16 protein-coding genes are annotated in these 23,272 nt (G+C 72.5%); 6 read left to right on the top strand and 10 right to left on the bottom strand.

Features of this window, described 5'->3' with window-relative positions; all coding sequences use genetic code 11:
• Positions 1–51: 51 nt before the first annotated feature.
• The 5 genes from pstS to mshD form a co-directional block, all read right to left on the bottom strand.
• Positions 52–1,185: a phosphate ABC transporter substrate-binding protein PstS gene (gene pstS / locus B7R87_RS14535; RefSeq protein ID WP_006348320.1), complete on the bottom strand. Its 1,134-nt coding sequence runs from the start codon at positions 1,183–1,185 to the stop codon at positions 52–54.
• Between the two features lie 493 nt (positions 1,186–1,678).
• Positions 1,679–2,131: an NUDIX hydrolase gene (locus B7R87_RS14530; protein WP_006348321.1), complete on the bottom strand. Its 453-nt coding sequence runs from the start codon at positions 2,129–2,131 to the stop codon at positions 1,679–1,681.
• Positions 2,128–3,261, bottom strand: coding sequence for a CHAD domain-containing protein (locus tag B7R87_RS14525; protein ID WP_391118635.1), 1,134 nt, complete (start codon positions 3,259–3,261; stop codon positions 2,128–2,130). Before B7R87_RS14525 ends, B7R87_RS14530 begins: the two co-directional genes overlap by 4 nt.
• Entirely contained in the window at positions 3,248–5,476 is a 2,229-nt protein-coding gene (locus B7R87_RS14520; protein WP_006348323.1) for an RNA degradosome polyphosphate kinase, read from the bottom strand. Before B7R87_RS14520 ends, B7R87_RS14525 begins: the two co-directional genes overlap by 14 nt.
• A 342-nt stretch (positions 5,477–5,818) precedes the next feature.
• Positions 5,819–6,766 carry a mycothiol synthase gene (gene mshD, locus B7R87_RS14515; protein ID WP_040915767.1) on the bottom strand — a complete coding sequence of 316 codons (948 nt, stop codon included), beginning with the start codon at positions 6,764–6,766 and terminating at the stop codon, positions 5,819–5,821.
• Positions 6,767–7,018: 252 nt separating this feature from the next.
• On the opposite strand from mshD, the gene B7R87_RS14510 reads away from it, so the two are divergent.
• Positions 7,019–7,732 (top strand): hypothetical protein, encoded by a 714-nt coding sequence (locus B7R87_RS14510; protein WP_006348325.1) that lies wholly within the window; start codon positions 7,019–7,021, stop codon positions 7,730–7,732.
• Between the two features lie 139 nt (positions 7,733–7,871).
• On the opposite strand, the gene B7R87_RS14505 is transcribed toward B7R87_RS14510, so the two are convergent.
• Together B7R87_RS14505 and B7R87_RS14500 are read right to left on the bottom strand one after the other, a co-directional pair.
• On the bottom strand, positions 7,872–9,203 hold the full coding sequence (locus B7R87_RS14505) for a serine hydrolase domain-containing protein (protein ID WP_006348326.1): 1,332 nt from the start codon (positions 9,201–9,203) through the stop codon (positions 7,872–7,874).
• A gap of 5 nt (positions 9,204–9,208) precedes the next feature.
• Complete coding sequence (locus tag B7R87_RS14500; RefSeq protein ID WP_045852994.1) at positions 9,209–10,558, bottom strand: serine hydrolase domain-containing protein; 1,350 nt, start codon at positions 10,556–10,558, stop codon at positions 9,209–9,211.
• Positions 10,559–10,752: 194 nt separating this feature from the next.
• Between B7R87_RS14500 and B7R87_RS14495 the strand changes: the two genes are divergently transcribed.
• Together B7R87_RS14495 and B7R87_RS14490 are read left to right on the top strand one after the other, a co-directional pair.
• Positions 10,753–12,633: a bifunctional metallophosphatase/5'-nucleotidase gene (locus B7R87_RS14495; RefSeq protein WP_006348328.1), complete on the top strand. Its 1,881-nt coding sequence runs from the start codon at positions 10,753–10,755 to the stop codon at positions 12,631–12,633.
• A gap of 195 nt (positions 12,634–12,828) precedes the next feature.
• A complete protein-coding gene (locus B7R87_RS14490) occupies positions 12,829–13,416 on the top strand; it encodes a hypothetical protein (protein WP_006348329.1) in 588 nt (195 codons plus the stop codon).
• A 115-nt stretch (positions 13,417–13,531) separates the two neighbouring features.
• On the opposite strand, the gene B7R87_RS14485 is transcribed toward B7R87_RS14490, so the two are convergent.
• From B7R87_RS14485 to B7R87_RS14475, 3 genes are all read right to left on the bottom strand, one after another.
• Entirely contained in the window at positions 13,532–14,995 is a 1,464-nt protein-coding gene (locus B7R87_RS14485) for a sensor histidine kinase (RefSeq protein WP_187144628.1), read from the bottom strand.
• A gap of 41 nt (positions 14,996–15,036) precedes the next feature.
• Positions 15,037–15,786 carry a response regulator transcription factor gene (locus B7R87_RS14480; RefSeq protein ID WP_006348331.1) on the bottom strand — a complete coding sequence of 250 codons (750 nt, stop codon included), beginning with the start codon at positions 15,784–15,786 and terminating at the stop codon, positions 15,037–15,039.
• 136 nt (positions 15,787–15,922) lie between these two features.
• On the bottom strand, positions 15,923–16,924 hold the full coding sequence (locus B7R87_RS14475; protein ID WP_006348332.1) for a S1C family serine protease: 1,002 nt from the start codon (positions 16,922–16,924) through the stop codon (positions 15,923–15,925).
• 237 nt (positions 16,925–17,161) lie between these two features.
• Here B7R87_RS14475 and B7R87_RS14470 point away from each other — a divergent pair, with 237 nt between their 5' ends.
• From B7R87_RS14470 to B7R87_RS34125, 3 genes are all read left to right on the top strand, one after another.
• Positions 17,162–18,139, top strand: a complete 978-nt coding sequence (locus B7R87_RS14470) for a hypothetical protein (RefSeq protein WP_006348333.1) — start codon at positions 17,162–17,164, stop codon at positions 18,137–18,139.
• A 166-nt stretch (positions 18,140–18,305) separates the two neighbouring features.
• A complete protein-coding gene (locus B7R87_RS14465; RefSeq protein ID WP_006348334.1) occupies positions 18,306–20,168 on the top strand; it encodes an HSP90 family protein in 1,863 nt (620 codons plus the stop codon).
• Positions 20,169–23,126 (top strand): tetratricopeptide repeat protein, encoded by a 2,958-nt coding sequence (locus tag B7R87_RS34125; protein WP_006348335.1) that lies wholly within the window; start codon positions 20,169–20,171, stop codon positions 23,124–23,126.
• Positions 23,127–23,272 lie beyond the last annotated feature (146 nt).

The raw sequence follows: 23,272 nt of genomic DNA, 5'->3' as shown, positions 1-23,272 counted from the left end.
CCCGGACGGGGCCGGTCCGCGCCCGGTGCGGGCCGCCGTGCGCCGTCGGCGTCAGTTCAGGCCGGCGACCGTCTCGCGGACCTTGGCGTTGATCTCGACGGGGATCGGGGCGTAGCCGGCGTCCGAGAGGACCTTCTGGCCCTCGTCGCTCGCCGTGTAGGTCAGGAAGGACTTGACCGTGCTCAGGGTGTCGGACTTGTTGCCGCTGTCGCAGACGACCTCGTAGGTCACCAGGACGATCGGGTAGGCGCCCTCGGCCTTGGTGGCGTAGTCCAGCTCCAGCGCCAGGTCCTTGCCGGTGCCCTTGACCTTGGCGGCGGCGATGGCCTTGGAGGCGTTCTCCGAGGTGGCCTTCACCGGGGCGGCGGCACCGGTGTCGATGGAGACCGTGGGGATGGACTGCGAGGTGGCGTACGACAGCTCGAAGTAGCCGATCGCGCCGTCGACCTGCTTGACCTGGGCCGCGACACCGGAGGAGCCGGAGGCGGCCTGGCCGCCGGGGGCGGGCCACTTCTTCTCGGCCTCGTACGGCCAGTCGGCCTTGGCCGTGGCGCCCAGGTACTTGCCGAGGTTCTGGGTCGTCCCGGAGTCCTCGGAGCGGTGGAAGGCCTGGATCGCCTTGTCCGGCAGGGACTTGCCCTCGTTGAGCTTGACGATCGCCGGATCGTTCCACTTGGTGATCTTGTTGTTGAAGATCTTGGCGATGGTCGGGGCGTCCAGCGTCAGATCGTCGACGCCGGAGAGGTTGTAGCCGATCGCGACCGGCCCGCCGACCATCGGGAGGTTGATGCCCTGGCCGCTCTTGCAGATCTTCTTCGACTCGGCGACCTCTTCGGGCTTCAGCGCCGAGTCGGAGCCCGCGAAGCCGACCGTGCCCTGGTTGAAGGCGACGATGCCCTCACCGGACGAGGACGACTTGTAGTTGATCTCCACGCCCGAGCAGGCGGCCATGTAGTTCTTGACCCACAGGTCCATGGCGTTCTTCTGCGCGCTGGAACCGGACGCCAGGAGCTTGCCCTTGGCCCCTTCGCACGAGATGTTCGACGCGGCGGTGGCCTTGCCGGCGCCGGTGCCGTTGCTGCTCGTGTTGTCGTCCGAACCACACGCCGTGAGGACCAGGGCCCCGGTGACGGCAAGGGCGCCGAGTGCGGTGGCGCGAAGCCCGTTCTTGCGCTGAAGCTTCACTTTCGGGTGTTCCTTCCAGAAGCCGCCGGGCCCGCCGGCGGATGCCGGGACGCTGGGCGGCGTGGGTCGGGGGTGGGGGGAGCCGGCCGGGTGCCGGTCACCACGTAAGGCCGAAATTAGGCAGAACAGGTGAAGTGACCCGAGGGGGTGGGTGAACGGCAGGTGAACCGTGCCGGGCGGCTGGGTGGCAGCGGCCGGGGCGGGGCCCGGCGCGGGGCGGGGGTCGGGAGAAGTGCTGTTACGGGGCGGGGGAGACGCACGGGTTCACGGGGGCTGGTCGGCGTACGGGGGTCCGGGCGGGGCGACGGACGGTGACCGCCGGTCACCCCACGGTGCGCAACCTAGCGCGCGAACGGGGGCGCCGTGGGGGCCGTTACCCGTACGGGTGGTACGCGTTCGGGCCACCGGGGCGCGTTCTCGCCCCCGTACCCGCGCCGGGCGGCGCCGGGTTCGGCCGGTGTGTCGTGCGTGTTCGCCGCGGGGGCGGGCCGGATCAGCCGCGCAGGGCGGCCAGCAGGGCCGTGACCAGTTCCCGGTCCCTCTCCTGGCTGAGCCGGGCCCGGGCCGCGGCGGGCGGCAGCCAGACCAGCCGGTCCACCTCGTCGTTGGGCACGAAGGCGCCTCCGGTGGCCTCGGCGGCCCAGTAGCGGACCTCCTTGGGGCGCCCGTCGACGAGATAGCGGACCGTCGGCAGCGGCGCCCCCGGCGCGCACTCCATACCGGTCTCCTCCAGCGTCTCCCGCAGTGCGCCCGCGTACGCCTCTTCGCCGTGTTTGAGCTTGCCCTTCGGATGCGACCAGTCGTCGTACTTCGGGCGGTGTACGAGACAGATCTCCACGTCGCCGGGGTCTGTGCCGTCCGCTGCCGCGCGCCACAGGACACAGCCCGCGGCAAGCACGGGGCCGGGATCCGGGGGCGGGGTGCCGGGGGCGGCGGGGCCGGTCACGGGGTGCGCGTCCGGACCGCGAGGGAGCCGGGCCAGACCTCCTGGAAGGCGAAGCGCGCGGCTTCGACCTCATGGCGCTGGTCGGCGTGGAGGATGCCCAGGGCGTAGGCGGTGGCCGGGGCGATCCGGGGGGTACGGGCGGCGACGGCCGCGGCCCCGGCCGCTTCGGCCGCGTCCCGGTGGCGGTCGAGCAGCAGGCCCGCGCGGGTGAGGGCGGGCGGGGTGCCGCCGGGGCGCAGGGGCTCCAGCACCTCCAGGGCGTAGCGGTGCAGCCGCAGCAGTCGGCGGACCCGGTGCCAGGGGGCGTCCTGGGCCTCCTCGCCGGACGCCGGGCCGGGCTCGGCCAGGAGGGGGACCAGGGCGTCGGCGTTGTACGGATGCCCGGCGCGGCCCAGCGGGAGGGCCGCGGCGCCTTCCAGAAGCCGGCGTTCGGCGTCGGCGGCGACGGGCAGCAGGATGTCGTCGGCGCGGCTGGCGGCGAGCGGGCGCAGCGGCAGATCGGACGAGAGGAGGGTGACGGCGTCGGCGAGCGCGTGGAACCGGGCCGAGCCGAGGGCGCCGAGCGCGGCGGAGTGCGCCCGGGTCCTGGCGAGCGTGAGCTGGCGTTCCAGCAGGGCTCCGGCCCGGGCGGCGCCCGCCGGGAGCGGCCCGGCGACGGTGGTGCTGGCGGTCGCGGTGGCGCCGGTGGTCTGGTGCGGTACGGGGGCGGTGCCCGACAGCCGGGCGAGGGCGTCGAGCAGCAGGGTGAGCCGGGAGGTGCAGGCGTGTTCCTGCGCCAGGGTGGTGGAGAGCCAGTCCAGTTCGGTGCGGAGCCCGTCGGCCCAGTCCGGGTCCAGCAGCGGCCGGAAGGTGTGGAGCGTGCCACCGATACGCCGCGCGGACCGTCGCAGGGCGCGCGCGGCCCGGTCGGCGGCGGCGGTGTCGGCGCCGCTCTCCCCGTGCAGTTTCAGGCTGCGGAGGAAGTCGGCGGCGTGCTCGTGGAGATATCCGGCGACGGCCTCGCCCGCGAGCGCCGCGGGACCGGCCGGGGCCGCCCCCCGGGGTGCCGCGGGCTCCGGCGGGCGGGCCAGGTCCGGGGCCGGCAGTGGTGGGGGTGGGGGTGCTGTCGCCGTCGGGTCAGGGTTGTGCACGCCGGCGCCTCCGCGCGTCGATGAGCATCTCCTGCACGTTCCGCAGCGGCTGGCCGTCGGCGTCCGTCGAATGCCGGGTCCAGGAGCCGTCGGGGCCCAGATGCCAGGAGGAGATGGTGTCGGACATGCCCGTCTCCAGGAGGCGGGTGAGGGCGGCGCGGTGGGCCGGGTCCGTGACCCGTACCAGCGCCTCGATACGGCGGTCGAGGTTGCGGTGCATCATGTCGGCGCTGCCGAGCCACACTTCGGGTTCGCCGCCGTTGCCGAAGGCGAAGACCCGGGAGTGCTCCAGGAAGCGGCCGAGGACGGACCGGACCCGGATGTTCTCCGAGAGCCCGGGGACGCCCGGCCGGACGGCGCAGATGCCGCGGACCCAGATGTCGACCGGTACGCCCGCCATCGCCGCCCGGTAGCAGGCGTCGATGATGGCCTCGTCGACCAGCGAGTTGACCTTGATCCGTACATACGCCGGACGTCCGGCGCGATGGTGCGCGGCCTCCTTGTTGATCCGCGAGACCAGTCCGTCGCGGAGCGACTTGGGGGCGACCAGCAGCCTGCGGTAGGTCTCCCGGCGGGAGTAGCCGGAGAGCCGGTTGAAGAGGTCGGAGAGGTCCGCGCCGACCTGCGGGTCGGCGGTCAGCAGTCCGAGGTCCTCGTAGAGCCGGGCGGTCTTGGGGTGGTAGTTGCCGGTGCCGACGTGCGAGTAGCGGCGGAGGATCTCGCCCTCCTGGCGGACCACCAGCGACAGCTTGCAGTGCGTCTTGAGCCCGACGAGGCCGTAGACGACGTGGCAGCCCGACTCCTCCAGTTTCCGCGCCCATTTGATGTTGGCCTGCTCGTCGAAGCGGGCTTTGATCTCGACCAGGACGAGGACCTGCTTGCCGGATTCGGCGGCGTCGATCAGCGCGTCCACTATCGGGGAGTCGCCGGAGGTGCGGTACAGCGTCTGCTTGATGGCGAGGACGTCCGGGTCGGCCGCTGCCTGTTCCAGGAAGGCCTGGACGGAGGTGGAGAAGCTGTCGTACGGGTGGTGGAGCAGGACGTCCCGTTCGCGCAGCGCCATGAAGATATCGGGCGCGGACGCCGATTCGACCTCGGCCAGATCGCGGTGGGTGCCCGCGATGAACTTGGCGTACTTGAGCTCGGGCCGGTCCAGTGCGGCGATCCCGAACAGACCGGTCAGGTCGAGCGGCCCGGGCAGCGGGTACACCTCGGCGTCGGTGATCTTCAGTTCGCGGACCAGCAGGTCGAGGACGTACGGGTCGATGGACTCCTCGACCTCCAGCCGTACCGGCGGTCCGAAGCGCCGCCGCATCAGCTCCTTCTCCAGGGCCTGGAGCAGGTTCTCGGCGTCGTCCTCCTCGACTTCGAGGTCCTCGTTGCGGGTGACCCGGAACATATGGTGCGCCAGCACCTCCATCCCGGGGAACAGCTCCTCCAGATGGGCCGCTATGACGTCCTCCAGCGGCACATACCGTTGCGGGGACGCCTCCAGGAAGCGGTTGAGCAGCGGCGGGACCTTGACCCGGGCGAAGTGGCGGTGGCCGCTGACCGGATTGCGCACCACGACGGCCAGGTTGAGGGAGAGCCCGGAGATGTACGGGAAGGGGTGCGCGGGGTCCACGGCGAGCGGGGTCAGCACGGGGAAGATCCGCTGCCGGAACAGGGTGAAGAGCCCCGCCTGCTCCTTCTCGGTCAGATCCGGCCAGCGGATGAGGTGGATGCTCTCCTCGGCCAGCGCCGGTGACACGTCCTGCTGGAAGCAGGCGGCGTGCCGGGCCATCAGCTCGCGGGAGCGGTTCCAGATCAGGTCCAGCACCTCGCGCGGCTGGAGGCCGGACGCCGAGCGGGTCGCGACCCCGGTGGCGATGCGGCGCTTCAGTCCGGCGACCCGGACCATGAAGAACTCGTCCAGGTTGGAGGCGAAGATGGCGAGGAAGTTCGCCCGCTCCAGCAGGGGGGTCGCCGGGTCCTCGGCCAGCTCCAGCACCCGTTCGTTGAAGGCGAGCCAACTGCGCTCCCGGTCCAGGAAGCGGCCTGCGGGCAGCTCGGTGCCGTTGCCCGGGTGGTCCTCCTCGTACGCGTCGAGGTCCGCGTCGAGATCGGGTTCCAGATCGGACACCGTGGCGGCCACGGTGTGGGGCCGGTGGGCGGCTATGGAACCGACGGACGGCTGCGGGTGCTGGACCGATGCCTCGGCAGGCTGCTGACTCATGAACCCATTCTTCCGCGTCAGGGGGGCGATGGGCGCGTCGGAGGGGGGTGTGATGATCCGTACCCGGTGCGGTACGCGATCCGGCACGGGCTCGGGTACGGGGCCGGGTACGGCTGGCTGCATTGGGTGAGGGTCCCAGCGCCGTCTGAATGCCCGGTAACGAGGACATGACGTCCCGGAATCGCAGGCCGGACGGTACGGCGGGGCCCGGACCCGGCACCCGCCGGGTGTTCCCCCGTTCGGGTGAGGGCCGGGCCGCCGGGAAAGGGGTACGGAGGGGGTACGGGCGCATACGGTCCGCGCGCGCCCCGCTTCCGAGGAAGCCGTAGTCGTACGGCTCCCCTACGACTCCGTGCGGTACATCAGGTCCACCTCGTGGGTGCGGAAGCCGAGCCGCTCGTAGACCCGTACCGCCGCCGTGTTGTCGGCGTCGACGTACAGCATCGCCGTCGGCAGGCCCTGCGCGGCCAGATGCCGCAGCCCGATCGCGGTGAGGACCCGGCCGAGGCCGCCGCCCTGGGCATCGGGCCGTACCCCGACGACGTACACCTCGCCGAGCTGCTCCGCGGCGTGCACCTTCGTCCAGTGGAAGCCGATCACCTCGCCCCCGCGTTCGGCGAGGAAGAAACCGCGCGGGTCGAACCAGGGCTCGTTCTTCCGGTCGTCGAGGTCGCGCTGGGTGAGCGCGCCCTGCTCGGGGTGGTGGGCGAAGGCGGCGGCGTTCACCGCGAGCCACGCCTCGTCGTCCCGGCCCGGGACGAAGGTGCGGACGGTGACCCCGGCCGGCAGGACCGGCTCCGGCAGATCCGCGGGCGCCTCGCCCGCGGTGTCGGGGGAGGCCAGCGGGCGGCGCATCTGCCGCAGTTCGCGGAAGAGCGTCAGCCCGAGGACCTGCGCCAGATGGCGGGCCGCGGACTTGCCGCCGTGCGCCCAGACCCGCAGCCGCTTGCCCGAGGCGGCGAGCAGGGCGCTGCCGAGCGCCCGGCCGTGGCCGCGGCCCCGGTGGGAGGGGTGGACGACGAGCTCGGCGGCGGGCGCCTCGACCGGATCGGTGTCTTCGAGCTGTGCGTAGCCGACCAGCTCGCCGCCGAAGCTGAGCAGCAGATGCCGGACGCCCTCCCGCTTGCCGCCGCGCAGTTGCAGCCGTCCCTGCTCGGAGACGGCCTGCGTCCCGTCGGCCGCCGCGGCCGCGTCGAGCAGGGCGAGGACGGCTTCGGCCCGGTCGGGGGTGAGGGCGTCGAGGCTCTCGATCCGCCGTCCGGACTCCGGGGTCACTGCGTCTGTCGTCATGGGGGAAGCCTACGGCGGGGCGGGCACGGTACGGCGGGGCCCGGCCCGCGGCCGCCCCTTACCCGATCCCTTCGGACACCTGCCGATATCTACCGGCAGCCGGGGACAGCAGCCGATATCACCTGACATCCACGGCCGAAGTGCTGTGAACCCACCGGTCCGGGGCCCGCGCGGGCCCCGGATTCCCCGGCGGTACGGCCCTGAATCGCACAACCGCGAACAGCGCCCGGTCCCCTCTGGTAGGAACGAGACGTGACCGCACAGGACGAGGAAGCTCCCCCGGTCGAGGACCTGGTGTGCTGCGTCGAACTCGGCCCCGGATGGGTCGATCTGACGCTGGCCACCGGTGCGCGTACCGAGGCGGAGGCACTGGCCCGGCGGACCGTGGAGCTCTACGGTCCGCGCGGGCTGCGGATCGACGAGAAGGCGCTCTTCGACGATGTGGCCGACCGGGCCGCCGCGCTCAACGCCGAGGCGCCCGTGATGGCCGCGGCCTTCTACTCCGGCACCGGCGAGGCCGTCGCCGACTTTGTGATCGACACCTATCTCGACACCTGGTCCGAGCCGGCGGCGGCCGACGCGGAGGATCGGGAGGGGCCGGCGCGGCCCGGACTCGACGAGGCCCGGGCGCTGCTGCTCGACCGGTCGGCCCCGGGCACCGCGGCCGGTCCCGATGTGACCTATCCGGACCTCCCGGCCGGGCCCGCGGTCCGGGTCGGGTCGCAGGTCCGGACCCGGCAACTCCTGGGGCTGTGGCGGCAGGACACCGGTTCGCTCACCTACGCGGTGCTGCCGCCGGGTGTCAGAAGCCTGGTCCTGGCGTCCTTCACCTGGCGCAATATGGCGCAGACGGAGAAGGTGACGCGGCTGGCGGACGAGCTGATGGCCACGCTGCGTGTGGTGCCCGAGCCGGAGGACGGTACGGGAGAGGGCGGCGGGGAGCCGGAGGAGTGCGGGAGCCCCTGACGGGCCCCCGAACACCCCGGAACGCCCCGGTCCGGTCCGGGCCCGGGCTCCGTACGGCCGCTCGGCCCGTACGGAGCCCGTAGCGGCGAACCGGGGCGCTGACGCCCGGCTCGGCGCCCGGCGCCCGTACCGCCCGCCGTCAGAAGCCCGTCCGGCTCTTCCGTTCGGCGCCGAGGACCCCGGTCCCGGCCTCGGTTCCAGCTCGGCCGGATGCCGCCGCCGGTGCCGTACCGCAGTACTCCGCGTCCATGGGCAGGCCCAGCTCGTTGCCCCGCCAGTCCCCGTTGGTGTTGAACGCGAGCTGGTGGCGGCCGTCCTCCGTGGTCACCGCCACCGACAGCGATCCGAACCAGCCGCCGGTGTGGCCCCACAGGACGGTGCCGCAGCTCGTGTTGAAGCTCTGCAGACCGAGCCCGTACCCCGTCGAGGGATCGTCCGGGTCCGGGATCACGGTCTTCATCGCCTTCAACTGCTCCGGCGGCAGCAGCTTTCCGCCCAGCAGGGCGCTGTAGAAGCGATTGAGGTCGGCCGCGCTGGAGATCATGTCGCCCTCGGCCCAGCTCTGGGAGGCGTTCTGGAAGGTGACGTCGTAGACCTTCGTCGCCGCCGGGTCGAGTGAGAACTTCGAGTAGGCGCGGCTGCTGGGCTCCGGCATCCGGCTGCTGTTGCCGGGGACGGTGGTGGCGCGCAGCTTCAGCGGTTCGATGATCCGCTTCCGTACCTCCGTCTCGTAGGACCGGCCGCCCGCCTTCTGGAGGATCAGCCCCGCCAGCACGTAGTTGGTGTTCGAGTACTGCTGCCGGGTGCCGGGCGGGGACGTGGGGGCGTTGCGCATCGCGGCGACGACCGCGACCCAGGGGCTGCGGTACTCGTAGCGGTGCTTGAGGAAGCCCGAGACGGACATGTACTTGGCGATGTAGGCGGGGTCTTCGAGGAAGTCGTAGATACCGCTGGTGTGGTTGAGGAGCTGGCGTACGGTGATCTTCCGGCCGTCGTTGCCATTGCCCCGGACGGCTCCTGGCAGCCATTTCTCGACGGTGTCGTCGAGGCTCAGCTTCCCCTCCGCCTCCATCTGGAGCAGGACGGTGGCCACGAAGGTCTTGGTGATGGACGCGATCCGGAAGCGGTCGTTCACCCCGCGGGGGGCCTTGGTCCGCCGGTCGCCGATACCGGATGCGCCCTGCCACAGCCCGTGCCGGTCGGTGGCGGCGGCGGTGATCCCGGGCAGTCCGCCCGCGACGACGGCGTCCAGCGCCTGCTGGGTCGCCCGGTGGTGTCCGCGGTCCGCGGGGCCGTCCTGGGCGCGGGCGGGCGCGGCGAAGGCGGTGGCCGCCAGGGCGCCGGTGACCAGGGCGATCGTGGTGGTACGGAGACGGTGGCGCCGGGCCGTGTCCCGGTTGCGCCCGGTGGGGCGGGCGGGGCGGCGCGGGATGATGCTGCGGTGGGCGGATCTGCCCGGAGTCTTCGGCATGTCGATCAGCCCCTGTTCACGAGGGTGTTACGGGCGGAACCGAACCGGTCCTGCGCCCTCTGTGCTGCCTTCGTGTCCTGTGCGGCCTTTGCGGCCCCGGGCTTCGCGGCCCCGGGCTTCTTTCCGCAGTACTCCGCTTCGAGTACGGCGGTGAACTGGTCGTAGCTCGCCGCCCAGTCGCCGTTGATGTTGAAGGCGATCTGGTGGCGGCCGTCCTCGGTGGTCGTCGCCTCGGAGAGGCTGCCGGCCGCGCCGCCGCCGTGGCCCCAGACGGTGGTGCAGCTCAGCGCGGTCTTGTAGAGCCCGAGCCCGTACCACCCGTTGGACGCGGTGGTCGTCGTCTTCATCGCCTTCAGCTGCTTCGGGGAGAGCAGCTTTCCGCGCAGCAGGGCGCTGTAGAAGCGGTTGAGGTCGGCCGCGCTGGAGGTGATGTCGCCGTCCGCCCAGCCCTGGGAGCCGTGGATGTCGGTGACGTCGTGGATCTTCGCGGCCGGGGCGTCCGGGGTCTGCGTCAGCTTGGAGTAGGCGCGGCTGCTGGGCTGGGGCAGTTCGACGGTGTCGCCGGGGTTGGAGGTGGACCGCAGCTTCAGCGGCTTGATGATCCGCTTCCGTACCTCGTGCTCGTACGTCCGCCCGCTCACCTTTTCGATGATCATGCCGGCGAGGACGTATCCGGTGTTGGAGTAGCTGAACCCGGTGCCGGGCGCGAAGTCCGGCCGGTGCGACAGAGCCACCTTGATGTGGTACTCCGGCGGCACGTTCTCGTAGCGGTTCTCCAGATAGCCCTCAAGGAGGTACTTCCGCGCGTAGTCCGGGTCCGAGGTGTAGTTGAAGATGCCGCTGGTGTGGTTGAGGAGCTGGCGTACGGTGATCTTGCGACCGTCGTTGCCGTTGCCGCGGATCAGACCGGGCAGCCATGTGTCGACGGTGTCGTCGAGGCTCAGCCTCCCCTCCGCCTCCATCTGGAGCAGGACGGTGGCCACGAAGGTCTTGGTGATGGACGCGACCCGGAAGAGGTCGTTCGCGCCGCGCTTCTTGCCGGTCTCCAGATTGCCGATGCCCGCCGCGCTCCGCCAGACGCCGTGCGCGTCGGTGGCGGTGACCGTGGCACCGGGCGTGCCGGTCGCCACGAAGGCTTCGATCGCCTGCTGGGTGGCCGCGTGACGGGAGTGCTTTTCGGCCACCGCCGCGTCCACCGCCGTGGCCGGGGTCCGGTCTCCGGCCTGTGCCGGGGCGGCGAGTGCTCCGGCCGCCACGGCCCCCGCGAGCAGGGCGACCACGCCCGTACGGGCTGCTCTCCGCCGGGCCCCTGCCCGCTGCCCACCCGTATCCGTTGCCACCCTGGTCACCGTCATGCGCGCGCTCCTTGCTGGTGCTGCCGACTGGTCATCGGTGGAAATGACCACAGAAGGGGTACCGAGGGTTGATAGCGGGATCACGATGGCCGAGTTGTGACCCTCGACCCTCTGTTCGCGCTACGCGCGTTGACCCTAGGCTGCCGGGGCAGCCTTCGCCGCAGTCGCGCCGACCGAGGGGAAATCAGGGAAAGATGTCAGCCATTCCGCAGGGAACGAGCCCCGAGGGGCCGGAGGGCCGGGGTGCCCTCAGCAGACCGAACCGTGCGCACCGCACCCGCCGGAACCGGCGGCTGCTCGGGGCCGTCGCCGGACTGACCACCGTCGGCGCGCTGCTGGCCGCGCTGCCGGGTACCGCGGGCGCCCATGAGCAGGACCGGGCGGAGCGGGGCGGCAAGGGCCACGGCCACGGCCGCACGGTCGATGTGCAGTTGCTCTCCTTCAACGATTTCCACGGCAACCTCCAGCCCCCGTCGGGCTCCGGCGGCCGCGTCACCCACACCAACCCCGACGGCACCACCCGCACCATCGACGCGGGCGGCGCCGAGTATCTGGCCACGCATCTGCGCGAGGCCCGCAAGGGCAAGCGGTACACGGTCACCGCCGCCGCGGGCGATCTGATCGGCGCCACCCCGATGCTCTCCGGGCTCTTCCACGACGAGCCGTCCGTCGAGGCGCTGAACAAGCTCGGTCTGGACGTCTCCTCCGTCGGCAACCACGAGTTCGACGAGGGCGCCAAGGAGCTGGGCCGGATCCAGAACGGCGGCTGCCACCCCACCGCGGGCTGTTTCGAGCCGGGCAAGAAGTTCAAGGGCGCCGACTTCCCCTATCTGACCGCCAATGTCACCCACGAGAAGTCGGGCCGGCCGTTGCTGGACCCGTACTTCGTCTGGGAGCGCAACGGCGTCAAGATCGGCTTCATCGGGGTGACCCTCGAAGGCACCCCCGACATCGTCAACGCCGAGGGCATCAAGGGCCTGAAGTTCAACGACGAGATCGAGTCGATCAACAAGTACGCGAAGATCCTGGAGCGCAAGGGCGTCAAGTCGATCGTCGCGCTGCTGCACGAGGGCGGCTTCCCGGCCTCCTCCTCGTACAACTACAACTGCGACAGCCCGGGTGCCGGCGACGGTATCTCCGGCCCGATCGTCGATATCGCCAAGAACGTCAGCCCGCAGGTCGACGCGCTGGTCACGGGCCACACCCACCAGGCGTACGCCTGCACCATCCCGGACCCGGCGGGCAAGCCGCGCACGGTCACCTCGGCGTCCTCCGCGGGACGGCTGTTCACCGAGACCACCCTCACCTACGACCGGCGCACCAAGGACATCGTCCGCACCTCGGTCGGCGCCACCAACCACGTCGTCACCCGCGATGTGCCGAAGGCGCCGGACATCACCGCGCTCATCGACCGCTGGAACACCCTGGCCGGTCCGATAGCGAACCGTCCCGTCGGCCATATCGCCGCGGACATCGACAACCCGGTGGCCGAGGAGCGTCCGCTGGGCAATCTGATCGCCGACGCCCAGCTCGCCGCGCTCTCCCCGGCCGACAAGGGCGGCGCGCAGCTGGCCCTGATGAACCCGGGCGGAATCCGGGCACCCCTGGTCCACAAGGCGTCCGGCGCCGAGGGCGACGGGGTCGTGACCTACGGCGAGGCGTTCACCGTCCAGCCGTTCACCAACATGATGAACGTGGTCGACCTGACCGGCGCGCAGCTCCTGACGGCCCTGCGCCAGCAGGTCAGCGGCTCCAACCAGGCGTCGCCGAAGATCCTTCAGGTGTCGAAGGGCTTCACGTACACCCTCGACCTGACGAAGACCGGCGCGGACCGGATCGTCACGGACTCGGTGCGGCTGAACGGCGAGCCGATCGACCCGGCGAAGACCTACCGGGTCGCGATGAACGAGTTCCTCTCGGGCGGCGGCGACGGCTTCGCGGTGCTGAAGGAGCACAAGAACAAGCTGGTCGGCGCGTCGGACCTGGATGTGTTCATCGGCCACCTGGGCGCGAACTCCAGCGCGGCTTCGCCGCTGGTGCCGCCGGCGACGGGCCGCATCACGGTCGTGAAGTAAAGGACAGTGAGTGAGGGGGCGGCGGCCCGGCCGGGCCGCCGCCCCCTCGGCACGCCAGGGCCCTTCGGTACGACGCCGGTCCGGCACCTTCCGGCGCATCGGGGCCCTTGCCCACCCGGGCCGGTCCGGTGCCCCCGGGCGGCGGTGTCCGGAAATTCCGGGCGGCCCCGGACCGGGGATGTGATCCTTCTGCGCATGGGCATCGCAGCGGCTTATCCCGTCTTCCGGACCACCGACCCGGCCATGGCCTTCGCACAGGCCGAGCGGCTGGCCGCGCTGCTGGCCGTATGCGACGAGGAGGTCGACCTCTTCGCCGAGTTCCGTACAGTCCCCGATCTGCGGCGGGTGGCCGCGGTTCTGCCGGAAGCGGACTTCGACCACCGGGGCCACCGGACCGGCCCGGCGGGCGAGAAGCTCCGCTTCGACCTCGACATCGCGGCATCCGACGACGCGGCCCTTGAGCCGCATCTGCCGATGAGCGTGATGACGGAGGTGCCGCGGGGAAGCGTGGAGCGGGACTTCGTGGCGGCTCTCGGCTCCGGCCAGGCCGCGGTCAACTGGTCGGGCCAGTGGCCCGAGGACCCCGAAACGGACTGCTGCGGGTCGTGGGGATACGACGGGGTCCAAGTCGTGTTCCACGGCGAGGAAGCCCAGTGGGGCGAGTGGACCGGGCACCACACCGTCTTCGTCAGCGTGTACAAGTCCGGGGATCTGCCCCGGGCCGAGAAACTCGCCGCGCACATCGGGAGCGAGGTCCTGGGCGCGCGCCAGCAGGGCTGGTAGGGGACCGCCCTCGCGCCGCCTCTCCAGCGCGCTGGACAGCTCGGGGAACACGGACCCGGTGTTTCGGCCGGCGCCCGTACGCCCGTCCTCGCCGTCTCGGCCCCCGCCCGGCGCCTCAGCCCGTGCCCGGTGTCCCCGGCGGTGGGGCCGTCGCTCCCGGCAGGTGCAGGACCGCGATCGTGCCGCCGCCCGGCGCCGGTTCCAGCCGGACGTCGCCGCCCGCCGCCCGTACCGTCCGGGCCACGATCGACAGGCCCAGCCCGGAGCCCGGCAGTGCCCGGGCCGACGGGGAGCGCCAGAACCGGTCGAACACATGCGGGAGTTCCTCCGCCGGGATCCCGGGTCCGTGGTCGCGCACGGTCAGTTCGCCGCCGCGCAGCCGCACCTCGACCGTCCCGCCCGGCGGCGAGAACTTCACCGCGTTGTCCATGACGTTGACCAGCGCCCGTTCCAGCGCGGCCGGATCCGCCCGTACGTACCAGGGCGCCAGGTCGTCGGTGAAGACCAGCTCCGGACCGCGCAGCCGGGCCCGGCCCAGCGCGGTGCCCGCGATCTCGTGGAGCGCGACGACCTTCAGCGGCCCGTCGCCGTCCTGCGGCCCGTCCGGCCGCGACAGCTCCTGGAGGTCCCCGATCAGCGCCGCCAGCTCCGCCATCTGCGCCTGCACACTGGCCAGCAGCGCCTGCCGGTCGGCGGGCGGGATCGCCCGGCCGGTGCGCTCGCTGCGCGCCAGCAGGTCGATATTGGTCCGCAGGGAGGTCAGGGGGGTGCGCAGTTCATGGCCCGCGTCGGCGATCAGCCGGGCCTGCCGGTCCCGGGACGACGCCAGCGCCTCGGTCATCGCATTGAAGGAGCGGGAGAGCCGGGCGATCTCGTCGTCGCCGTCGGCGGGGATCCGTACGGTCAGATCCTCCGTACGCGCGACGTGTTCGACCGCGTCCGTGAGCCGGTCGACGGGCTGGAGCCCGGCCCTGGCCACCCAGAGCCCGGCCGCGCCCGCGCCCAGCACCCCGACGCCCGCGAGCAGACTGAGCATCAGCGCCAGCCGGTTGAGGGAGGTGCTGATCTCGTCGAGGGGCCGGGAGACGGAGACCGCGATGTCCCCGCTCTCCGTCCGCAGCACGGTGGTGTGCACCCGCACCTGCTGGCCGCTGTCCGTGACACTGCTGTGCAGCGCGCTCTCGGACCGGCCGTCGGCGACGGCGACGTCCAGCGGGGTGACCTTCACCGGGCGGCTGTACGGTGCGACGCAGCGCTGACCGTCCGGTGCCACCATCTGCGTGTACGCGAACGACTCGGTCGCCTTCGTGCCCACGATGATTCCGTCGTCGGCGCCCGCGCACTTCTTCAGCGCGTCCAGGACGACCTGTTTGGGCGCCCGGGTGTTCTCCAGCGACCGGTCCATCTCGGCGTTCAGCTGGCTGCGGGTCAGCGCCCACGACACCACGGCGACCGCGGCGACGGCGGCGGCGACGGCCACGGCGACCAGCAGCGCCAGCCGGGAGCGCAGCGGCAGCCTGCGGTAGCGGTGGACCAGACCGGGCAGCCCGCGGGGTCCGCGGGGCGGCCGGGCGGGCATCGGGGGCGGGGCGGGGTGCTGTGCGGTCCCGGGGTGGTGGGTCACCCCTCGCCCCCGGCGGACCGCAGCACATAGCCCACGCCGCGTACGGTGTGCACGATCCGCGGCTCCCCGCCCGCCTCCGTCTTGCGGCGCAGGTACATCACGTACACATCGAGCGAATTGGAGCTGGGCTCGAAGTCGAAGCCCCAGACCGCCTTGAGGATCTGCTCGCGGGTGAGGACCTGCCGCGGATGGGTCAGCAGCAGTTCCAGCAGGGTGAATTCGGTACGGGTCAGCTCGACCGGGCGCTCGCCGCGGTACACCTCGCGGGTGCTGAGGTTCATCGACAGATCCCCGAACTCCAGGACGTCCCCGGGCTCGTCGAGCGCATAGTCCAGCGGTACGGGGACGGCGTAGGCGCTGCGGCGCAGCAGGGCCCGGATCCGGGCGAACAGCTCGTCCAGCTCGAACGGCTTCACCAGATAGTCGTCGGCGCCCGCGTCGAGACCGGTGACGCGGTCACCGACGGTGTCCCGGGCGGTCAGCATCAGGATCGGGACGGTGGAGCCGCCGGCCCGGATCCGGCGGGCCGCGGTCAGCCCGTCCATCCGGGGCATCTGGATGTCCAGCACGATCAGATCGGGGGCGTACGTCTCGGCCTTGCCGAGCGCGTCGAGCCCGTCCACGGCGACCTCGGTGTCGTACCCCTCGAAGGCGAGGCTGCGCTTGAGGGCGTCGCGCACGGCGGGCTCGTCGTCGACGATCAGTACACGGTCGGCGTACGGGTTCTGGTCGCGGCTCTCGGTCATACCGCCAGCCTCGCACGGCCCGCCCCCGAAAAGGACCTCGGCGGCGCGGGGCCCGGGCACGGTCCAGGAGCCTTCAGGCCCGGGTGCTCCGGCGGACCCTGGCGCGGGTGCGTCCCCGTCCCCGGGCCCGGCCGCTCTAGACACCGGCACCGGTGCCGCTGCCCGCACCCGCGCCTGCGCGGAGGTCGTCCAGCGTGCTCTTCACCGTGTCGACGGGGATCGCGAAGCCGAGGCCCACGCTCCCGGCGGCCGCCCCGTTGCCGTTGCTCGGCGCGTACATGGCCGAGTTGATGCCGATGATCCGGCCCTGCATGTCGATCAGCGCCCCGCCGGAGTTGCCGGGGTTGAGGGGCGCGTCGGTCTGGATCGCCTTGTACGTGGTCGTGGACTCGCCCGCGCCTCCGTTGAACTGCTGCCCGCCGAATTCGAAGGGCCAGTTCCGGTCCGGCTGCCGGGGCTGGTCGGAGCCCTTGGGGACGGTGACGTCCCGGTCGACCGCGGACACGATGCCGCTGGTCACCGTCCCGGTCAGCCCTTCCGGCGAGCCGATGGCGACGACCTGGTCGCCGACCCGCAGACTGCCGGAGTCCCCGAGCTGCGCCGCCTTGAGCCCGCTCGCGCCCCGCAGTTTGATCAGGGCCAGGTCCTTGTCGGGGGCGGTCCCTACGACGTCCGCGGTGTAGGTCTTGCCGCCGCTGAGCCGGACCTGGACGGTCTTCGCCCCGGCGAGCACATGGTTGTTGGTGATGATCTCCCCGTCCGAGGAGATGATCACGCCGGATCCGGTGGACTGCCCGGTGCCCTGGGCGGCCCGGATCTCCACGGTGCTGGGGGCGACCGCCTCCACGACCCCGGCGACGCTTCCGGCGGACCGGTTCGCGGAGACGTTGGTCCCCTGGACACCGGCGGAGGACCGGCTCGCCCGGTCGTCCGTGAGCTGCCCCAGCACGGTGGAGGCGGCCCCGCCGACGGTCGCCGCCCCGATGGCCACGGCGACCAGCAGGGCGATGGACCCCCGCGCCTTCTTGCGGGCCCGCGCCCGGGGCCCGGGTTCGGGCTCCGGCCGCGGGGGCCAAGGGGCGTACGGAGGCGGCGGAGGTACGGAGTGCGGGGCGTCGTCACGGTACTGGTCGCTCATGTCACCGACTGTCCCCGCGGAGTCTGAGAAGGATCTGAGGGCGCGGTGAGAAGGGGCGCAGAGTTCCGTATGCCCGGTATAAGGACGGCCGCGTCCCGTACGGGACGGCCCGCCGACCGGTGATCACCGGCCAATGAAGTGGGTGATTGTCGGACAACCGTGATAGTCACTACCTCCACGAGGGGGCGTGATCGACGGCCGCTCCGTCGATCACATACAAGCAAGAGGTGGGGAAGCATGGCGGTGCTCCGGGCCATGGGCCGGACGCTGGGGAAGCTGACGGGCAGAGCGCCCGCACGGCTGGTCAAGGACTACGACGATCCCGAGCTGCCGGTGGTGCGCGAAGCCGCGGCGGCCGCCGACTGGGACCTGGTGCAGCAGATGGTCCTGGGACGGGCCGAGAACGACGGACGGTCCCGGCTGATCTGGGCCGTCGCCGACACCGCGGGCGTCGAGCGGTGGATCCCGAAGATCATCGAGGCCGAGCCCGAAGCGGCACTGCCCCGGGTCGTCGGCGGCTTCCGCCAGATCAGCTGGGGCTGGGAGGCCCGGACCAGCGCCCGCGCCAAGGATGTGTCGCGCAAGCAGTTCGAGATCTTCCACGCCCGGCTGCGGACCGGCGAGGAGTGGCTGTTCGAGGCGGCGGAGCGCGAACCGGACTGGGTCGCGCCCTGGCACGGCCTGCTGACCACCGGACGCGCCCTCCAGGTGGGGCAGACCGTGGCCCACCGCCGGTTCGAGGCGGCGACCCGGCGCGATCCGCACCACTTCGGTGTGCACACGTCCCATCTGCAGCAGGTCTGCGAGAAGTGGGGCGGCTCCCACGAGGCCATGCACGAGTTCGCGCGGACGGCGGCCCTCAAGGCCCCCGCCGGGACGTGGCTCGGCGGGCTGGTTGCCGACGCGCATATCGAGCAGTGGCTCCACCTCGAACGCGGCGCGGACAACGCGTACATCATGAGCCCCGAGGTGATGGCCTCCCTGAACGAGGCCGCCGACCACTCCTACCGGCACCCCGACTTCGACCCCGAGGGCCCCGGTGTCGATGTGCTCAACTCCTTCGCCATGGCGTTCTCGCTGACCGAGTCCCTGGAGGAGGCCCGGGAGGCGTTCGCGGCGACCGAGGGGCGCGTCACGGAATCCCCCTGGTACTACATGGACGGCGACGACCCCGTGGGTGCCTACAAGAGGATGCGCTCGGCCGTCGGACGCTGAGCGCGAGCCCGCCGCGTACCGGACGGCGGACGCTCCCCTGCTGCCGGTACGGCCGGGGCAGGCCCGTACTCGTACTCGTACCCGTGCCCGTGCCAACGCCCCACGACGCCCTGCGACGCCCCGAGACGACGTACGACGCCCCGATTCACGGAAAGACACTGCACAGGTGACCGACTCCCCGACGTCCCACACCTTCCAGGTCGACCTGCGCGGTCTGGTCGACCTGCTCTCCCACCACCTCTACTCCAGCCCCCGCGTCTACCTCCGCGAACTGCTCCAGAACGCCGTCGACGCGATCACCGCACGGCAGCGGGCGACCCCCGGCGCACCCGCCGCGATCACCGTCAGGACCGGGGACGTCCTCACCGTCACCGACACCGGCATCGGGCTGACCGAGGCCGATGTCCACCGCTTCCTCGCCACCATCGGTCGCAGTTCGAAGCGGACCTCCGGCGGCGGTGTCGACGGCGCCGGGATCGACGCGGACCGCGGCGACTTCATCGGCCAGTTCGGCATCGGTCTCCTCGCCTGCTTCGTCGTCGCCGACGAGATCACCGTCCTCAGCCGCTCCGCCGCCGACCCGGCGGCACCCGCCGTGGAGTGGCGCGGCCACGCCGACGGCCGCTACACCATCCGTACCCTGCCCGCCTCCGCCGTCCCGGAGCCCGGCACCACCGTCCGGCTCGTGCCCCGCGCCGACAACGCCGAGTGGACCGAACCCGGCCGCGTGGTCTCCCTGGCCCGCCACTACGGTGCCCTGCTGCCGTACCGGGTCACCGTCACCGACGCCCGCGGCGAGACCCACCGGGTCGACGAGACCCCGCCCTGGAACCGGGCCCACGCCTCCCCGCTGGCCCGCCGCGAAGCCCTCACCGCCCACTGCCGCGACCTCTTCGACTTCACCCCGCTCGACACGATCGAACTGGACCTCCCCGCCGCCGGACTGCGCGGCGTCGCCTACGTCCTGCCCACGCCCGTCGTCCCCGGCCGGCACGCGGGCCACCGGGTCCACCTCAAGGGCATGCTCCTCAGCGACCAGGCGCCGGAGCTCCTCCCCGAATGGGCGTTCTTCGTCCGCTGTGTCATCGACACCACCAGCCTGCGGCCCACCGCGTCCCGGGAAGCGCTCTACGAGGACGGCACCCTCTCCGCCGTACGGGACGCCCTCGGCGAGCGGATCCGCGACTGGCTCACCGGGCTCGCCGCCCGCGACCCCGCCCTGCTGCACCGCTTCATCGACGTCCACCACCTCGCGGTCAAGGCGCTCGCCCGCTACGACGACGAACTGCTGCGCATCGTGCTGCCGTGGCTGCCGTTCGAGACCACGGACGGCCAGGTCACCCTGGAGGTCTTCACCAGGACCCACGCCACGGTCCTGGTCACCCGCAGCGTGGAGGAGTTCCGGCAGGTCGCGCCCATCGCGTCCGCCGTCGGCATGGGCGTCGTCAACGGCGGCTACACCTACGACCGCGATCTGGTGCACCGGCTGCCCGAGATCCGCCCCGGCACCGCCGTCGCCGACCTCGACCCGCTGACCGTCACCGCCCATCTCGACGCCGTCGACCCGGCCGCCGAACTGCGCGCCGCCGCCTTCCTCACCGTCGCCCGGGAGACCGTCGGCGCCCACGACTGCGATGTCGTGCTCCGCGACTTCCAGCCCGTCACCGCGCCCGTCCTGCTCATCGACAACCGGGAGGCCCGCCACGAGCGGACCCGGTCGGGACTGGCCGCCGACAGCGACGGGCTGTGGGCCGACATCCTCGGCTCGCTGCGCCAGGAGACGCCGCCCGCACAGCTCGTGCTCAACCATCTCAACCCGCTGGTACGGCAGGCCGTGACGATCACCGAACGCGGTCTCGCGGTCACCACTGCCGAAGCCCTCTACGGCCAGGCGCTGCTGCTCAGCCGCCGCCCGCTGCGGGCCAGTGAAAACGCGCTGCTCACCCGGGCCTTCACCGGCCTGCTCACCCACGCCATGCACCATCCGGGCACGGCGGCACCCGGCTCCGAGCCCCGGAAGGAACTGTAGATGCTGGACACTCCCGAGGCCGTGGTCGAGGCGCTGCGCGAGAACAGCGGTCGGCCCCATGGACTCCAGCGCACCGTCACCGCCGAGGAACTCGTCGAGGCGGCCGGGGCGTTCGAGAAGCCCGATGTCCTCGTCACGGCCCTGATGGAGCTGATGACGGCGTACGACGTGACCGGCGAGCACCGTAAATCGCCCGTCGCCTTCGCCCGGCTGCTCAAGCTGTGGGAGAGCGACCCGGACGAGTTCAGCGACTGGGAGGCGGCCCAGATCCACCACCGGTCCTTCTGGGTCACGCTCTCCCTGCTCCAGGTCCCCAACGTGCCGCTGGCCACCGTCGACGCCTGGGTCGCGCAGACGCGGGAACGCTTCACCGCCGCCGGGCACGGCCTCCAGCCGGTGGCCGCCGCCCGCTACCAGATCGCCGCGCACACCGGCACCGGAGCGGACGACGCGTACGACCTCTGGGCCACCCGGCCCCGTACCGAACACAGCGACTGCGGACCGTGCGAACTGCGCCGTATCGGCGCCCACCGGCTGCTCGCCGGCGACGACACCGCCGCCCTCGACAGCTGGCGGCCGGTCCTGGACGGCTCCGCCGAGTGCACCGAGGAGCCCGCGATGACCCGGGCGCTCGCCCTGCTGCCGCTGCTCCGCGCCGGCCGCGCCGACGAGGCCCGCTCCCACCACCTCAGCGGCTACCGGCAGGTCCGCGGGAACACCGGGATGTTGGAGGAGGTCGGACTGCACCTGGAGTTCTGCGCACTCTCCCGGAACGAGGGGCGCGGGCTGGAGATCCTCGCGGAGAACCGGCCGCTGTTCGAGGCGGCCGGGGCGCCGCTGTCCCGGCTGGGCTTCCTCACCGGTACGGAGCTGCTGCTCGCCCGGCTCGCCGCCGACGGGCACGGCGACACCCCCGTCGCGGGTCCGCCCGGCCGGAACTGGACCGTGGAGGCGCTTCTTGCCGAGGTCCGTACCGAGGCGGACCGGCTGGCCGCCGCCTTCGACGCCCGCAACGGCACCACCGCGGTAGGCGACCGGCGGCGGACCCGGCTCGACCGGAGCCCCCTGCTCGACGAGCCGCTGCCGCTCGGCCTGCGGACCTCCGTCGCCCGGACCACGGCACCGCCGGTGTCCGTGGAAGCGCCCTCCGCCCCGGCCGACTTCGCCGGTCTGGTGCGCGAGGCCCGCAGACAGGACGCCCTCGGCCACCCCGCGTCCGGCGGGCTGTGGACCCAGGTCGCGGAACGCCTGGCCGCGGGCGGGAACACCCCGCACGCGGACGGCATCGGCCCGGCGGAACTGCTGGAGGCGGAACTCGCCGAGCAGAGGGCCAACCGGCTGCTGGGGGACGACGAAACGGCCGGGGCCGTCGTGGAGCTGGAGCGGGCGACCGAGCTGTACGAGGACCTGGGGCTGCACTGGCAGGCGCTGAGCGCCCGGGCGCGGGTGATCACCTGGGGCCCGGGGGACACGACCGGCGCCGAAGGGGCGGACGACGGCTCCGACCGGGTCGCGGCGATGGAACAGCTCGTCCAGGAGGCGAAGGTCCTGCTGGACCGGGTCCCGCTGACGGGCGGGAACCCGTCCGAGGCGGAGGGTTTCCTCGGCGCCGACGCGGCCGTCGAACGCACCCTCTGCTACGGCGGCGTCCTGTTCGGCCTGGCCTTCACGGCGTACCGGTCGGTCATGCTGCAGTTCCCGGAGCCCGGCGAGACGGCGACCGCGAAGCTGGAGGAGCACACGGGCACCCTCCGGGCCGAGGCGGAGCGCCTGTCGCTGCCGCATCAGAGCGCCAACGCCCGCCAGTTCCTGGCCGATGTGGCCGCGAGGAGCGGCGACACGGCCCGCGCGGAGAAGGAGCTGCGGGCGGCGCTGGAGGACGTGGCCGCCTCCGAACGCCCCTGGCGCGGCGGCCGGCCGCGGCTCCAGCTCGCCCGGGGTCTGATGGGGGACGGGCGGCACGAGGAGGCCGCCGAGCTGCTGCACCGGGCGATCACCGAGGCTGCCCGCTACGGCGACGACGAGTTCGCCTTCGCGTCCGCGTACACGGTGCTCGGGCACGCCGTGTCCCACCTCGGTGACCACGGCGGCGCGGTACGCCATCTCTCGGAGGCGGCCGCCCGGCACGACCGGGACGCCGAACACGACGACGCCGCGGCGGTACGGCTCCAACTGGCGGACGTCCTGGCGGAGTCCGGCCGGCCGGACGAGTCGGTCGCCGTCATGGAGTCCGTACTGTCCGGTGCCGAAGGCGTCACGCTCGACGAGCGGGTGCTCGCCCAGGCCCGGCTGAACCTCGCCCGCGGACTCCGGGAACTGGGCGAGTTCCGGCCAGCGGCCGAGGAGTTCCTGCTGCTGGCGGACGCCGTCGCCGGCTGGGAGGACGACCGCGAGATCCACACCCTGGTGGCGGGCGAGGCGGCCGTCACGCTGGCGCTGGCGGACCGCTGGGACGCGGCGGCCACGGCGTACGAACGGGCCCTGGCGGCCCACGCCGAGGCACCGAACCCGCCCCTGATGACGGAGATGCTGCGGGAGTTCGCCCGCCTCACGGTGGAGTCCCGGGGCGACGAGGGCCTGACGGACGCGCTTGCCCATCTGGAGCGCGCGGACGAGGTCGTGGCCACCGCCGCTGCCGACGATCTCACCGCCTGGTACGAACGGGGCAGCACCCACTACCGCCGGGCCCGCATCCTGGCCGGGGCGGAACGCTTCCCGGAGGCCCTCACGGAGGCGGAGGCGGCGATCGCGGCCCACGAGGAGGGCGGCGATGCGGCCGAGGCCCCGCGCGCGGAGGCGATCCGGATCGCGGCCCTCATCGAGGGCAACGGCCTGGAACGCCGGGACGACGCGATCGCCCGCCTGACGACGGCGATAGCCCGCTGCCGCAAGGCGGACCTGGACCAGGCGGTCCACATCCTGGAGGAGCTGCGCCAGAGCTTCATGGACCGGGGTTAGGGAGTTTCTTTCGGATCAGGCCGGATCAGCGAGCGGGGTCTGGTGCCGTGGATCGCAAGGCGGAGGATGGAGTCCACGCGGAGCGTAGGCGACTGACGACAACGCGGCGAGGCGCGGTGGCTGGGGGCACCCCCAGCGGTAGCTGG

This window comes from Streptomyces tsukubensis (assembly GCF_003932715.1).
Lineage (GTDB): Bacteria > Actinomycetota > Actinomycetes > Streptomycetales > Streptomycetaceae > Streptomyces > Streptomyces tsukubensis.
The sequence above is the reverse complement of the archived record's forward strand: the minus strand, read 5'-3'. Positions and strand labels throughout refer to the sequence as shown.

Coding starts and splice junctions, on each gene's coding strand:
- B7R87_RS14520 (WP_006348323.1), bottom strand. CDS start 5,476: ATGAGTCAGCAGCCTGCCGAGGCATCGGTCCAGCACCCGCAGCCGTCC.
- B7R87_RS14475 (WP_006348332.1), bottom strand. CDS start 16,924: ATGAGCGACCAGTACCGTGACGACGCCCCGCACTCCGTACCTCCGCCG.
- B7R87_RS14485 (WP_187144628.1), bottom strand. CDS start 14,995: ATGCCCGCCCGGCCGCCCCGCGGACCCCGCGGGCTGCCCGGTCTGGTC.
- B7R87_RS14495 (WP_006348328.1), top strand. CDS start 10,753: ATGTCAGCCATTCCGCAGGGAACGAGCCCCGAGGGGCCGGAGGGCCGG.
- B7R87_RS14490 (WP_006348329.1), top strand. CDS start 12,829: ATGGGCATCGCAGCGGCTTATCCCGTCTTCCGGACCACCGACCCGGCC.
- B7R87_RS14470 (WP_006348333.1), top strand. CDS start 17,162: ATGGCGGTGCTCCGGGCCATGGGCCGGACGCTGGGGAAGCTGACGGGC.
- mshD (WP_040915767.1), bottom strand. CDS start 6,766: ATGACGACAGACGCAGTGACCCCGGAGTCCGGACGGCGGATCGAGAGC.
- B7R87_RS14500 (WP_045852994.1), bottom strand. CDS start 10,558: ATGACGGTGACCAGGGTGGCAACGGATACGGGTGGGCAGCGGGCAGGG.
- B7R87_RS14505 (WP_006348326.1), bottom strand. CDS start 9,203: ATGCCGAAGACTCCGGGCAGATCCGCCCACCGCAGCATCATCCCGCGC.
- B7R87_RS34125 (WP_006348335.1), top strand. CDS start 20,169: ATGCTGGACACTCCCGAGGCCGTGGTCGAGGCGCTGCGCGAGAACAGC.
- B7R87_RS14480 (WP_006348331.1), bottom strand. CDS start 15,786: ATGACCGAGAGCCGCGACCAGAACCCGTACGCCGACCGTGTACTGATC.